This window comes from Ktedonospora formicarum (genome assembly GCF_016587355.1).
Lineage (GTDB): Bacteria > Chloroflexota > Ktedonobacteria > Ktedonobacterales > Ktedonobacteraceae > Ktedonobacter > Ktedonobacter formicarum.
The window spans coordinates 23,784-37,466 of record NZ_BNJF01000009.1 but is presented as its reverse complement, the minus strand read 5'-3'; the positions used below and the strand labels follow the sequence as shown (position 1 = coordinate 37,466).

Below are 13,683 nucleotides of genomic sequence, written 5' to 3'. Positions count from 1 at the left end.
TCACTCCATCTTGTTGGTGTACATGGTACCAAGCATTGCCTCAATGCGACTACGAAGAAAAATCGTAATGAAAGTTATAGATATCGACATTGGGCAGATCGCGATACTGGTGATGGAGCGTTGCAATCTCGGCAAGAGCCCGATAACCGAGCATCTCGTAGGCCCTGATCAGCAACAGGTGGGCGGCCTCTTTTCGTTCCTGTTGATCGTGTGAGAGCCAGTGCAGATCATGACCGAGCGCCAGTGCCCGGGCGGGCTGGCCCTGTGCACAAGCCTGTAATGCTTCATCGATCCATGTCTTGACCTGGTGGTCATCGGTGCGAATAGCATGGTAGATTGCCTCTACATCGCGTTCCAACAGTTGCTCGTGCGGTGGTGGAACGATGACGCCAAGTTCATTGCAGGTGGGGATACGTCCCTCAGTGTTCCCGTAGGTATCGACATAATCTTCACCTCGCTCGGGTCGGTCCCCTGTCTCATATTCCATTACCGCATCACGCAGGAGTTGTATGCTCAGGCGATGCTGGCTACGCTCCTCTTCCTGCTCGCTATAATCATCGCTGTGAAATTCTGTCCACTCGATCTCCTCACGTACAGCCTCTAGTAGCGTCTGACCCTTATAGGCAATGCCGCCACCATCCCTCGAATAATAGCTGGCGGCAAAGGCGGAGGGCTCATGAGGATTATCGTACCAGAGTCCAAAATGCAGACCGTCAGTATCACCGTGGAGAGCAGTGAAGAATTCCGGTGGATCGCGATAGAAGCGGTCGTTGAGGCGATGGTCGAGGCCAGCTTGAGGGATGCGTTCGCGCCCGGCTTTCTCGAAGTACTCAAAGATGCCGCCTGGTGAAATGCCCAGGACTGACATGGTCACGTCAAATTCATCACGTTCATTGATTCGCCAATCCATAGCTGCGCGTTCCAGCGGGGTGAGACCAAGCCAGAAAGCCCAGAAGGCGAACACATGATCGGGCAACGTCAATTGATATGCCTGTTGAAAAAAAGCTTGTACAGGTTCGCGCTGTGCTTCGGCCTGCTGACGAGCTCCGGCCCGCAAGGCTGCCAGTTCTTCCAGTGGAGGCAGATGTTCCTGGCGGAAGTGTGCATACTTGGCCTGATGATGGCGCTCTTCGGCGGCCTGCCAGAGCAGAGAGCGGTAATGGTGGGGTGAGGGGAGTTTCGAGGGGTTTCGTATTCCCCAGATTGCAAGAAGCACTTTGCGCTCAGCCGAGATGGCGCCCCGCTCAAAATCTTCCCACCAGCCTTCCTCTATCGCCGCCCATTCCTCCGAGGTCGCATCGGTGTACTGAGTTTTGAGAGACGCAAGCGTCTCCTGCCAGCGTTGCCGCATTGATGCTTGCAGATCAACCTTATCATCGATGAGATCCAGTCGTTTGAGGCAGTGGAGTTCAAAGGTCGTGAGGGGTTCACCATATCCTCTCTGCTTCAGCCTCTCACGTTCAAGCCACTCCGACCAGCGTGCCTTGAGCTTTGCATTTCCCTCCTCATCAAGCAATCTATCTGTGAAAAGAGAGGAAAAGTCATGGTGCAATTGCGCTGAACGGCGTACGTGTTCAACATCTACACGTGTGCGAAATTGCAGAAAGGCACGATACTCTCCAGCCAGATCGTCTTCCGATTGATCAAGATGCTGGAGCCACCAGTCGTTTAACTTCTTAGTGCGTTCACTTTCGAGCTGATTTGTGAGATCCTGCCGAAACGTTGGTCGTAGATCCAGTTCTTCCCATTCAAGCTGTTCCAGCCGGAATTGTACAGATGTCTCTCTTTCGAAGAGCTTGACCATAACGGTGATATGTATACCACTGACGGCCTGAACAGTACCTTCAAACCCGGCAAACGCTCCTTCCAAAATCTTGACCGTGCAGCCTGGCTGTAGTTGATCCATATTTTTTCTCCAAAGATAGAAAATGACCTATCTGATACTCTTTCACTTTCACTTCTCTCGCACCTTGTTCTTTTCGGTTATGTGATAGCCTTTTTCCTCTATTTCAGAGCCTCCAAGAGTGCTGCTTCGTTCCTTCCTCTCATCTACCTGTCACAGGAAGCGTAGGTTTTTTGACACTCTTGCAGACGCCCTCCAGTTCATTCTTCGGCTTTGGCATCGTTAGTGATTCTAGTGAAGTGCGTTCAAGCTTGCCTATTTCTGAAAGCACGGTCGCCAGGCTGTTTAGTCGGCTGTAGGCCGAGAGCTTGCGCGTGAGGAGCGAAGCAGAAACTGACCCATGACGAATAGAGGATGCAAGCCTTTGCATCTCTTCCCAGTTCTCTAGGATATATTTTGGCCGGACCGGGCCAGCGATGAGAAATGGTTTTGAGGATAATGTAAGGGACCTAGCAAAAATCGCCGTGATATTCTGCTAGCGGCCTTCTTGGAAAACGGAGTAATGCGAGTTGGACTGCAAAGCCAAAGCGTTTCTCAGGACGACGATGACTCTGGATCAGTTTGAATTCTTCTTAAGTAAAGGAGTAATGCCGGGCGAGATCTCGTTCTGAGAGGTCAGATGGAATCTCCATGAATGCCTGACGCTGCTCAACCTTCAATAGCTAGGATTCTTCTGATTTGCCATAATGGCGCACTCCAACAACAAAAAAAGTAGGAATGCGTCGTTCTTAATACACTTTTGGAGAGAGCAATCCTAGAGAAAAAACTGATTATCAGGCTCCTCAAGCGTCGTGAACCAAAAAAATGTGTGTTGTTAGACGTTCCAGCAACTTGACGACGCGCTCCTTCTTGCCAAGGCTTGTTTGAGACATCGTCGATCCATCCTTCATCAGTGCTTCGTCCATGCTTTGGGACATATCTGAAAGCTCTCCGTGCTAAAGCAGCGGAGGTTCCAGGGGTTCGGCCCACGCTTCCTGTTCTTCTCGCCAAAGGAGAAGAACAGGCTCTAGTGGTGGTTCCCCTGGACTTTCGGGCAGGCGCACTCTGGCTCGAGTCAGACCCAAGCTTCGGGGCAGGACCTGCCCCTCTTTCGCGCGTTGGATGAGACGCTCGTGTGCTGCCCGCAGGCGCGCCTCCGCACCTTCCCAATACGAGCGCGTATCGGGCACACGAGGGGATGGGATGTGTCGGATCAAGATAGGCGGCCAGAAACGCCGAATAGAGGTCACGTTGGATGGGACCTATGCCACATGCGCAGTGGTGCCAGCGCTGAGAGAGCGGTTTCTTCACTCGCTTGCCACAGCCATGACACCACTGGCTCAGTGCGGTAGTGCGTGTGGGAACTTCTACCAGGGTGCCGCCCGTGCTTGCAACCCCCAGAGGGGGCACGGCGGTGCGTTTCAACAGTGCTACAAACATCCCTGGGGCTCGCAGTCCCACACTTGTGCCAAATTGCCTCTGCCATGCCTTATTAGGAAATCTTTTCGAGGATGATGGTCTTGCCCAGTGCCATTACCTCATGGACTGTGTGCCCATGCAGGCTCTTACGGTGCGCTGCCAGCTTCCTCTCTTTGGTGGCCTTGCGCCGCCTCGTCGCCAGGTAGCGCTTGCTCTGTCTCCAGCGTTGCTTCTTGGTCCCTTGCTTCTTGATGCGTCCCTTCTCGTCATAGTTCTCCGGATTGCCTGCCCGCCTTTGTCGATCCATCTGCCGTTGCAAGCGACGTATGGCCTTGGCATCAGGTTTCAGTTCCGCGCAGAATACCTGCAGACTGGCTTCTCCTTCCTGAGGAACAAGCGCCAGAGTCGAGGGACCCAGGTCAGCGCCAACGATCCCTTGCCCAACCGTGTGCTTCGGTTTGCGGTGGGGCGTGCCCTCCAGGACGAGTTGCACACAGTAGCGGTTCCCTTCTGCATCGGCACCGTCCGCTCGCTTGCTGCTGGCAGGACGCTGGAGGAGGCGAGCGTACTTGATGCGATGTCTCAGGCCATGACACACTACTTCATCCTGCCAATCAATACGGGCTGGGAGGCGGTCACCGTTCCAGAGCAGATGCCCATCATTGCCTTCCTCGGGGGCTTGCAACACAAAGCGCAGACCAGTGTCATTGCGCTTGTTCTCGATGCTGGAGAAGCCTCGCCCTCGGCTCTTGAAACGCACGCGTTTGGCCTTGCCCAGGCAGACACGATTGAGAGCACGATAGGCGCGGGTGGCCAGCGTTTGGGCAAGCACCGCCTCGATGTGTTCGGCAATCCATCCCGCGCGCAAGCTTTTGATTGCTTCATGCAATGCCGCCTCGGTGAACCCGTGCTGCTTGCGCAAGGCAGAGAACGCTGCTGCTCGTTGGGTCTTCTGCGTGCGAGGAAGAGCGCGAGCTGCTTGCCAGGCAGCGTCAGTACGCATGCGGCGCAGGCGTTTCTGCCCCTGGGAGAGGATGGCGTTGTAGAGGTGACGAGCGGCTTCCAGGTGAGCGCGGAGGCGAGTGGCTTGTCCTGGATCAACGACGAGGGGTAATTCGAGCAGAAAGGTCGGCGTTGCCGGTCGCTTCTCCTTAGGAGGTGGCTTCTGCTATCTCTGGCGTGGTCCAGGCATGTCGGCTCCTTCTCTCCATTCCCACTGATGCGTCGTGCTGATCTCCCTATTCTACCAGAACGAGGAGAAGAACACAAGTTCTATTGCAAAACACACACGACGCTATTCCATTCGCGCACGAGAGCGGATGTGGCGATTCATCCCTGCCATCAATGAGCAGGGCTTTCTCGCCACCTTCTCTGTAACTCGCTATGCAATGATCAATAAGAGTCAGTATGGGTCGTATATATAATTGAGGGATGAATATTCTCAAATAAGAGCGTTTTTGGTAGGAACGCTCGAAACCTTTTTTGATTAGCGGCACTTTCCGGCTGGCCAGACCATCTGAGACTGAAGGAGGTTTGGACTTGTGACCAATACGCCTCCCAGCCCTGGAGAGACATGATCACTTGGAAGTTGTCCTTGCCACGTGAATGTAAAGTTCGAGAGACGCTGACCAGGCAAAATGGTTAACTTTTCCGTCGCTTGGGAACGCCCATTATTGGTGGTATAGGAGAACACAATCGTTCCCCCGTTTGGGCCTGAGGTGACATGAAAGACAGCATTATACACGACCTGAATGTAAGAGCCACATTTCCATAACGAGGTAGTACTTGGGGTGACAGACATATCAATGCTTGTTACTCTAAAGGACGACGTGTTTATCATGGTTGCATTGGTTGAAGATGTTGCATGCGAAGGAGATGGAGAGGCTGTTGATGCATGAGCTACACGGTTCCCAATGACACTTCCTAAGCATACAAATCCCACAACGAGAAAACAGGCTAGAATGACAAACGTTTTCTTTTTGTTGCTCCACATTGAGTCACCTCTTTGACAGACATTTCAGAAGACGAGGCTTTGCTTTATTGAGCCTGCTTGTTTAGTACGCCTTAAACAACAGAAGCTACGATAGAAAACTTTCTCTCACTCTCATAAATGCTTGTGGATGGAATTTCGTTTCGTTCCAACAGGTCATCTTCCAAAAGCTCGTTTTGCTGTTGTTGTCCCGGTTTGGAGGATCATCCGCAACGTTCGTGCACCATCTATAACCTAGATTCGTAAATAAAAAGAAGCAATACTATCATCTAAAAAAGCTTCCCAGGTGATAATCTTGTCTCACATTCCCTTTTCACTTCCTGGCTTTCAAATTCAGCAGGTCACATCAGTCAAGGGTCAGCTTCTTATTACGGCAACAGCGACCAATGAAGAGCGCTCCCTTCTTCCAAGGCGTCGCGCTCTAGCCATCTCGCATCCAGAAAACAGCATTCATCTACTTGTTCTTCACTTGAATGGCTTTTTTCTCCAGAAGATCATCTATAGTATCTCGGACCATTTGGGTCAAGTCGGTATAGCGATAGTGATACACCTGCGGGTATTTTGTCTCGCGCCACGTCTCCTTCCCCAACAGCGGGTAGAGCGAGGCAGCATCTGCATTGAAGAACTTTAACATCCACACCAGGAAGCGCGGGAAGGTTCTCACCTTGGGCGCAAAACCCAATCTGGCATAATGGTTACGAATGGTGAGCGCGAGATCCACCGTTCTTCCTCGCACACTGTAGCAAAGATGACGATGCCAATCCGTGCTCGGATCGTTCATAAGGGTGATATGCATGGATCCACAATCACGGACATCGACAAAATAGTTCGACATATCAGGTACCATCCGGGTCTTCCCTTCAACGAGATTCTTGACAGTCTCGTGACTATAGCGGACCCAGGGAACCAGCGATGGACCTAGGATCATGGACGGGCTGATGGTTGAGAGGGCTATATGCCGAGGGTTCTGTGTGTCGTCATTAGCCAGATCCCAGGCAAGTTTCTCTGCCAGGGTCTTGCTGCGAAAATAATCACCCGCGCCCTCTGCGTTCGTCCAGTCATCCTCGGTAAAGCGTGTTTTGGATGTTGGGAGATTGTAGGCTACGGCTGCTTCAGAACTGGTAACCACTACTTTTTCAACCGTCTCCGTAGCAAAGGCAGCGGTCAAGACAAAGCGAGTTCCGCTGAGTGCGCCACCCGTGCGATCCCTTTCCGAGGCGACTGCCTGGGGACTGGCAACATGAAAGACCCATTTGCACCCTTTAGTAGCCTTTTCCCAACCGTCGCTGCTTCGTAAATCAGCCTCTACGAACTCAACACCAGGAAGGAGTTCATGCATGGTGTGGATTTTCTCTTGATCATTGAAACTGCGAACCGTTCCCCGGACGCGGTACCCTTGCTCCAGAAGATCCTTGCCAATCCAGGAGGCGACATAGCCGGTAATTCCTGTGACTAAACAGAGATCTCCAGGTTGCATACGTTGATTCTTCATTTCTCATCTCCTCTTCTTCTAAACACACATATATGCAGGCAACACAAAAAATGGCCAAATTCGTTGCAGTCTCGCTCTCATCCAATCCCGTTCTTGTCGACAGTCACCACGATGGATAGTCAATTTGCCCTGCCCATCAGGGATGGTTTGAAGACTCCTAGCGTTCATAGCCCCTCCTGAGTAGGCAATGTAGTTGCCCCAAGTTGGAGCAGCAGGGCAAGGATGTCTTCCGTGAACCGGGCATCAGAAACTCGTTATTACTGATGGTGGAAAGTGCCATTTCAAGAAATGGCACTTTCCATGCCGAGCACGCTAAGTGCTAAATTATCAACCAACTAGATAGTTGATAACAAAAGTTTATATCACCCCTCACCATTTGTCAACCATCTAGTTAGTTGATAAAAATTCGTTTCATCCACACATCGATTTGTCAACCAAACAGTTAGTATGGTATAGTGAGTGCCATGATACGAGATGCGGAGGCAACCAAAAAACGAATACTGGAGGCCGCGCTGCAGGAATTTGCCACTCATGGTATCGCAGGCGCACGTGTAGACAAGATCGCAGAGATCGCCCGATCCAACAAGGCACAAATTTACTACTATTTCGGCAATAAAGAGGGGCTGTTCGATGCCGTCTTCAATGCCCTGTGCGTTGAGGGTCTGCGTGCCACCCCGATTGACATTACTGACCTGCCTGGCTATGCTGGGCACCTCTTCGACAATTTTGAAGATCACCCAGAGATTGCTCGTCTGACCACTTGGTACCGCCTGGAACGAGCAGGATCAGCAGAACCATTGACCATCGTGCTGGAAAGTCTGCAGGGCAAGGCCAATACGATTGCTCAAGCACAGCAAGCAGGCCTGCTCTCTTCGCATTATGCTCCCGCAGATCTGCTGGGACTTATCCTCCATTTGAGTATGCTGTGGGCATCGGCCACGCCCGAATTCGAGGTATTGATCAGCGGTCAATCCCGTTCTCATCGCCGCAAGGTCGTGACTGACGCAGTGAGGGGGCTCCTCACGCAGTAGAGAGGATCGGTGTGATGAAAACACTGACTCTATTGGTGAATGATTTAAAGAGCAAGGTGTCGAACAAATTTTATGCTCTGACTCATCCGACCCTGCTTGATCGTTGTACAGAGTTGTATCTCCCATGGCATAGTGCTGTCAGCCGATTGATGAGAACGGCTAAAGCGTTGCATGTCTATGTATGCTACATGTCCAACGTGTGTACGTCTTTTCGCTGACACTGTTCGTCCCCTGCACGCCGTTGTTTGAGTCATTCATATCGTTGTTCCTAGCTTGCGCGGCGTTGTTCGGCGCTTGTTGCTACTCTGCAACTCTTTGTAGTTGCTCTGCATCTGTTTATATCCATGCTGCAACAAAAATAAGCGACCTCAATCGGCTTCACTTATTCTATGAACGCTTTTTCTAAACTCATGTATGTGGTAAGTGGTCCTCGATGAAGCTGCTAAGACCATGTAGCAGAGAGGCGGCGAGGGGGTTGAGACCAATCCCCCGAATATTTGGGCCTATGGTGTAGTGGCAGCACAGGAGACTTTCAATCTTTTAGCACGGGTTCTAGTCCCGTTGTGGGGCTCTCACGTCTTCCAATACTTTATCTTTACACCCCATACCCCGCTCGCAGTAAGGGTTAAGTATCCATGTGTTGATGAACTTACGCCCTGTGATGCCTTGCGACTGCGAGAAAAAGGCTACACCACAGACTGTCGGTGTTCCGCAGACGACGCAGGGAAGTTCTTTATCAAATATAAGTTCGACATAGAACTCATCCATATCTTTCCCTTTCTTTCTTTAGGATACAAGCCGGGGAAAATTGATCCTGTTTGGCCTCATGGTGTAACGTCAGCATTAAAGTCTTTCAATCTTCCGATGTGGGTTGATATACGATCACTGACATGGAAACAGATCAGTAGGCAGAATACGTCTCTATCGCTCCGCGACAGCGTTTGGGGCGAGGAGATGGGCCTCTTCCCATTCTACGCAACATCCCGGAACAAGATGTGGGGCTGCACATTTTCTACTACGCTCTGCAACTCACCACCTTCTCGGCCATTTACTTTTACATTGATCAACTCGGAGAGGATATTGTGGTAAACACATCGCATTAGAAAAGTGCAGCATTCTTGCAGAAGAGGGCTGTGCCCTGAACCAATCTATATTCTTTGTTTGCGTTAGGCGAATATCGCGAGCCACCGCTCCTCCGTTACTGTAAGCTCGCACCTATCACGCCAACTTTAACCCTTCTCATATGCCTGCCTTGCCCACGGGTTGCACAACGTGTTTTACTCAGCAGTGAAAGGCTGAGAGCTATGAAGAACGCTCTCAGCCTTTCACTGCTGAGTAAAACACAGCAAATATGATAGACTTTCTTCCAGGGAGCTCACCTGGCGAGCAACGTCAGTCGGGCTTTGAAAACACCTGGAGGAGAAGACAAACAATGAAAAAAATGGCATCTCAAGCTGTCGTTATCTCGGACAATGAGGGAGTGATTCACCTCTGGAGCCAGGGAGCCGAGTTGTTCTTCGGATATGAGGCAACTGAGGCTGTCGGGCAACGGCTTGATCTCATCATTCCTGAAGCGTATCGAGAACGACATTGGAAAGGTTTTTTCGCTGCCATGAGGACTGGTCTCATAGAGGATGAAGGAGGAGCATTTCAATCGCCTGTTCTTTGCAAAGATGGCCAGGTAAGGGTCTTCCCTGCACGGTTATTGTTGTTGCGTGATGCGCGAAATGACCAGGGGCCCGTTGGGGCGCTCGCGCTCTTTTCCCCCATTGATTCTCTCGATCCCCACGATATGCGCAGCGAGTTCACCTCAAGGAGCAACCGCCCCTGAAAATATGCCTCCATACGGAAAGAACAAAGCAACCATCTTTCTGTAAAGAGGACCTATAACCAGTATCGTGTCTTCTTTAGCCAACATCCAGACCTCGACGCAATCCGTTCCTGCACTACCCTGCTAATTCGGGGAACTGACCTTGATCATACACCACGTGCAACGCCCGGGGGTGCTTGCCGCCATCGAAGAACAGGTACACTTTGCCCGTCGGCGTTTCGGACGCTACGAACTCATCGATTTTATGGCTGTGCTGTTCGGCTATGCGATTAGCGGGGAGCGCACGCTCGAAGCCTTCTACGAGCGGGTACAGCCCTGGGCCTGCCCGTTTATGGCCCTCTTCGGGCGCGAGGGTCTGCTGTCTTGTTCAGCGCTCAGTCATTTTCTCGCCGCACTTGACCAAATTGTGATGGAAGCCTTACGCACGCTCTTCCTCGCCGACCTGCTGGCTCGGCCTCTAACCAAAGAAGAGCAGGCGAGCTGTTCGACCGTCAAGGAAATCATTCCCTCATCTTCGATGTCGATGGGACGCGTGAGGCAACGCGCCAACGGGCTTTACCACAGACAGCCCCTGCCCAACGGGGCTTACGCCTGCTCTGTGCTCCTGGTTACACTAGACGAAAGCACGGGGAAGTGGTGCGCTCGCGTACCACAGTCTTGCAGGCCCATACGCATCAGTGGATTGCCACATTTGGAACCCTGGCAACGACGAGTATCGGGCCGAGTTGCGTCGGGCAGTCACAGCCATTCAACGCTATCTGCAGGCCCATCATCACCCCGCAGAACGCGCCTTGCTCCGCTTGGATGACCAGTACGGGACCGGAGCGATCCTCACCGATCTCGGCGGACTGCCGTTTGTGATGCTGGGCAAAACATATCATCTCCTGAAGCGAGCCGAGATCCAGGCCCGGCTTTCGTTGTCTGCCGATCAATACCTGACCCACGCGGAGAGAGGCATCACGCGCTCTACGACTTTTCTGTTGTGCCGGTGGGGACAGAGGTCATCACATGCCGGATGGTGGTGGCCCATTCAGCGGGTTGAAAGAAGAGTCCCGTTGGCGTCACTCGGGCTGAGGTCGTCTACGAACTTTTCTTGACCCGTCTCCCGCTGCAGGCGTTCACCGCTGCCGACGTTGTCACGTTGTATCAGCATCGTGGTGCCTTGTTTCAGCGGCACTCTGCCAGGTGGCTTGCCTGGCTTCAAAATCGGGGGCCAGATGAAAATCCCCCATCCCGGAGGTATGGGTCAATAACTGATGGATGGTGACCGAAGATGCACCAAAACGGCGAAACCTATCTCATCAATCGACCGTTTAAAGCAAAAGTCAACCCTTGAGAGCAGAAAGTGCTCGACATTCAGGGAATTTACCACTATCATAGCAAGTCTCGAAATAAGAGAACGTGTGCGAAACACGGTATTGCACACGTTCCCTTATTCCTAAGCATCATAGGCCAGAAGACTTATTTCCATTTCCCATCCACCCATTCTGTGAGTGCCAGGGCAATCGCGCCATAGAGCGATGAATCACTAAGGAAGTGAGCAGGAACAAGCTCAGGCGGGAAGGGTACGGCATATGCCAGGCGAGATGAAATGGCGTCCAGAATGAGAGAGCTTGAATTCATCAAGCCGCCACCTATCGCGATTCGCGCCGGATCAATCAGGATAGCTAGATTGGCAACATGGGTTGCCAGTTCGGTCAGTGTCTCTTCCACGAAGGAGTGCACGCGCACATCGGCATGAGAGAACAACTCAGCCGCACTAAGTTGCTCTCCCAATAACTTACTTCCACGTTCCCCGATGAAACGTCCGCCTACCACCTCTTCAAGTGGAGCGCGTCCATGAGCGGCCCCATAGATGTCCGATACGCCACGCAAGTTATAGCCGATCTCACCGGAGGCCCCATGAGCGCCAGTCAATACCCGTCCATCGACGATAAGCGCGGAGGCAATCCCGGTTCCCAGGCTGAGAAACACCGCCGGATTCGCGTTTTGAAGCGCGCCCCAACGTACCTCTGCCAGCGCGGCAGCCTTAACGTCGTTCGCCGCCACTATGGTTGCGACACCCAGGGCAGTTCGCATCGTAAAGCGTAATCGTACGTGCTCCCATCCTGGAATGTTGGGTGAGAGTGCGATTCCATCATCACGTACAATGCCAGGACTCGCGATGCCGATTGAGACACATTGCCCCTTGCTCTGTGCCTCCGTGCGCGCTATAAGGACGCGCGCTTCAGCCAGTGTACGCGTCAGAATCTGTTCTGCTCCATCCAAGGCCCTCGTTTCGAGTCGAGATTGCTCTAGAACATGTCCCGCTAGATCGGCGGTCGCGATGGCAATCTTTGTTCCACCAAAATCGACCGCGAGCACAAAATCATGGACGCCAGTGTGATTCATCCTACTATTGCTTCCTATCTACGGTTACCAGCTACGCTTCTACTGAAGGCTCTGTCGCACCGGGCTGTTCTTGTTGCTCAAGATACACTTCATGAACCTCTTTCGGGCCAAAGGGCCAGGTATGCTCAACACGTGCCCAGATGAGGTATGCGATCACACCCACCACGACCCAGGCCAGAGACAGACCAACGGAGGTCCAGCCAGATGCATAATAAACATAGAGCCAACCAGCAACACCGATGATGACAGGAAGCGGATAGAGCCACATACGATATGGGCGTTTCAAATTGGGCTGCCGTCGTCGTAAAACGACCAATGCCACTATCTGCCCAATGCTCTGAACCAGCACGATGACAGCAATCAACATACTGATAACTGTCGCGAGATCAAAGAACGATCCAATGGCAGTGATAACACCCATAACGATCAACGCGATATGTGGGAAATGATGACGCGGATGCAGTTTGGCGAAGGGGCGCAGAAACACACCATCTTGCGCTGCGTTAAAAGGAACTCGTGATCCACCAAGCAGACCAGTAAAGACAGAAGCGAAGGCTGTAATGATGATGAGAACTGTTATGACGCTGGAAACACCCTTACCCCAGGTCTGCTCCAATACCAGGGAAGCAATCGATGGCGACTTCGCAACTGTTTCCCAGGGCATAACACCAAGTACGCCAATATTGAGGGCCAGATAGAGCAGCATTATCCCCAGAATCGAAATGATGATGGACCAGGGGATAACACGGCCAGGAGAACGCATCTCATCCCCCATATAGGAGGTTGTGTTATAGCCCAGGTAATCATACACGCCAACCAGCAAACCAGCACCAAGACCAGCAAAGAACTTTCCGTCAAATGTGAAGGCGTTGGCGGGATAGGTAAAGGCCAGATTTGGATTAAAATGACTGAAGGCGGCAATAATCACGACGCCAATAGAGAGAAGCATGACACCAAATAATATGTTTGTCAGAAGGCCAACCGACTCGATACGTCTGTACAAGGCAAAGACCACCAGGCCTATGACTAGCAACGAAACCAGATGAATCTCAAGCCAACTCATATTCGGCCAGAGATAGCCCAGGTATTGCACCAGACCAATCACACCTGTGGACATAATAAGGGGTATCGCCAGGATAGCCGTCCAGATGAATAGGAACGGCATCAGGCGTCCTGTGCGATACTGGAAAGCTTCACGTAGATAGATATAGGTGCCACCAGCCCCAGGCATCGCAGCGCCCAGTTCTGCCCAGACCAGACCATCAGCCAGGGCCAAGATCGCTCCGGCAATCCAGCCGATAATCGCCTGCGGTCCTCCAAATGCCGCTACCATGATGGGGATCGTAATAAACGGACCGATACCGCACATTTGCGTCATATTGATGGCAATTGCAGTCGGTAGTCCCACACTCCGTACAAATCCATTTTTCGTCTGTGTGGCTTCGTCTCGCCCTAGCCCGGGAGAAGTCGCCGATGACTCGCTGTTAATCTCTGAAGAACTCACGTGGACCTCCTCATGTACCATCGCCTGTCTTACATGCTAAAGATTATGTTTTGAGTGCAGCCATTGCGCTCATTAGTTAGTATAGTTTCCTAACTAAAGCTTTGTCAATGGCAATTCTTGAGCGATTGATGATTTTCGGCCCC

General features: G+C 52.0%; 13 protein-coding genes and 1 tRNA gene. 5 read left to right on the top strand and 9 right to left on the bottom strand.

Annotated features, from left to right (window positions below):
- Positions 1-49 precede the first annotated feature (49 nt).
- The 5 genes from K3T82_RS43135 to K3T82_RS50650 form a co-directional block, all read right to left on the bottom strand.
- Positions 50-1,906, bottom strand: coding sequence for an ADP-ribosylation family protein (locus K3T82_RS43135; RefSeq protein ID WP_220199642.1), 1,857 nt, complete (start codon positions 1,904-1,906; stop codon positions 50-52).
- A gap of 139 nt (positions 1,907-2,045) precedes the next feature.
- Entirely contained in the window at positions 2,046-2,321 is a 276-nt protein-coding gene (locus K3T82_RS50665; RefSeq protein WP_420799415.1) for a Tn3 family transposase, read from the bottom strand.
- Positions 2,322-2,352: 31 nt separating this feature from the next.
- On the bottom strand, positions 2,353-2,463 hold the full coding sequence (locus K3T82_RS50660; protein ID WP_220199856.1) for a DUF4158 domain-containing protein: 111 nt from the start codon (positions 2,461-2,463) through the stop codon (positions 2,353-2,355).
- A 375-nt stretch (positions 2,464-2,838) separates the two neighbouring features.
- The gene (locus K3T82_RS50655) at positions 2,839-3,132 is read right to left on the bottom strand and encodes a hypothetical protein (protein ID WP_420799411.1); all 294 of its coding nucleotides are present in this window, start codon (positions 3,130-3,132) and stop codon (positions 2,839-2,841) included.
- A 242-nt stretch (positions 3,133-3,374) separates the two neighbouring features.
- Positions 3,375-4,304 (bottom strand): hypothetical protein, encoded by a 930-nt coding sequence (locus tag K3T82_RS50650; RefSeq protein ID WP_420799421.1) that lies wholly within the window; start codon positions 4,302-4,304, stop codon positions 3,375-3,377.
- On the opposite strand from K3T82_RS50650, the gene K3T82_RS50645 reads away from it, so the two are divergent.
- Positions 4,281-4,415: a hypothetical protein gene (locus tag K3T82_RS50645; protein ID WP_420799420.1), complete on the top strand. Its 135-nt coding sequence runs from the start codon at positions 4,281-4,283 to the stop codon at positions 4,413-4,415. The genes K3T82_RS50650 and K3T82_RS50645 overlap by 24 nt on opposite strands.
- Before the next feature lie 372 nt (positions 4,416-4,787).
- Here K3T82_RS50645 and K3T82_RS48725 read toward each other — a convergent pair whose 3' ends face one another.
- Together K3T82_RS48725 and K3T82_RS43110 are read right to left on the bottom strand one after the other, a co-directional pair.
- On the bottom strand, positions 4,788-5,102 hold the full coding sequence (locus tag K3T82_RS48725) for a hypothetical protein (RefSeq protein ID WP_236031913.1): 315 nt from the start codon (positions 5,100-5,102) through the stop codon (positions 4,788-4,790).
- 643 nt (positions 5,103-5,745) lie between these two features.
- Positions 5,746-6,783, bottom strand: coding sequence for an NAD-dependent epimerase/dehydratase family protein (locus K3T82_RS43110; RefSeq protein WP_220199640.1), 1,038 nt, complete (start codon positions 6,781-6,783; stop codon positions 5,746-5,748).
- Between the two features lie 464 nt (positions 6,784-7,247).
- Here K3T82_RS43110 and K3T82_RS43105 point away from each other — a divergent pair, with 464 nt between their 5' ends.
- The 4 genes from K3T82_RS43105 to K3T82_RS43090 all read left to right on the top strand — a co-directional run bounded on the left by K3T82_RS43105 (position 7,248) and on the right by K3T82_RS43090 (position 10,453).
- Positions 7,248-7,814: a TetR/AcrR family transcriptional regulator gene (locus tag K3T82_RS43105; RefSeq protein WP_220199639.1), complete on the top strand. Its 567-nt coding sequence runs from the start codon at positions 7,248-7,250 to the stop codon at positions 7,812-7,814.
- 501 nt (positions 7,815-8,315) lie between these two features.
- Positions 8,316-8,385, top strand: a tRNA-Glu gene (locus K3T82_RS43100).
- An 861-nt stretch (positions 8,386-9,246) separates the two neighbouring features.
- Entirely contained in the window at positions 9,247-9,645 is a 399-nt protein-coding gene (locus K3T82_RS43095; protein WP_220199638.1) for a PAS domain S-box protein, read from the top strand.
- 142 nt (positions 9,646-9,787) lie between these two features.
- On the top strand, positions 9,788-10,453 hold the full coding sequence (locus K3T82_RS43090; protein WP_220199637.1) for a hypothetical protein: 666 nt from the start codon (positions 9,788-9,790) through the stop codon (positions 10,451-10,453).
- 653 nt (positions 10,454-11,106) lie between these two features.
- Here K3T82_RS43090 and K3T82_RS43080 read toward each other — a convergent pair.
- On the bottom strand, positions 11,107-12,036 hold the full coding sequence (locus K3T82_RS43080) for an ROK family protein (protein ID WP_220199636.1): 930 nt from the start codon (positions 12,034-12,036) through the stop codon (positions 11,107-11,109).
- A gap of 31 nt (positions 12,037-12,067) precedes the next feature.
- Complete coding sequence (locus K3T82_RS43075; protein ID WP_236031912.1) at positions 12,068-13,540, bottom strand: APC family permease; 1,473 nt, start codon at positions 13,538-13,540, stop codon at positions 12,068-12,070.
- Positions 13,541-13,683: the final 143 nt, after the last annotated feature.

Coding starts and splice junctions, on each gene's coding strand:
- K3T82_RS43135 (WP_220199642.1), bottom strand. CDS start 1,906: ATGGATCAACTACAGCCAGGCTGCACGGTCAAGATTTTGGAAGGAGCG.
- K3T82_RS50650 (WP_420799421.1), bottom strand. CDS start 4,304: ATGCGTACTGACGCTGCCTGGCAAGCAGCTCGCGCTCTTCCTCGCACG.
- K3T82_RS43105 (WP_220199639.1), top strand. CDS start 7,248: ATGATACGAGATGCGGAGGCAACCAAAAAACGAATACTGGAGGCCGCG.
- K3T82_RS43110 (WP_220199640.1), bottom strand. CDS start 6,783: ATGAAGAATCAACGTATGCAACCTGGAGATCTCTGTTTAGTCACAGGA.
- K3T82_RS43080 (WP_220199636.1), bottom strand. CDS start 12,036: ATGAATCACACTGGCGTCCATGATTTTGTGCTCGCGGTCGATTTTGGT.
- K3T82_RS43095 (WP_220199638.1), top strand. CDS start 9,247: ATGAAAAAAATGGCATCTCAAGCTGTCGTTATCTCGGACAATGAGGGA.
- K3T82_RS48725 (WP_236031913.1), bottom strand. CDS start 5,102: ATGTCTGTCACCCCAAGTACTACCTCGTTATGGAAATGTGGCTCTTAC.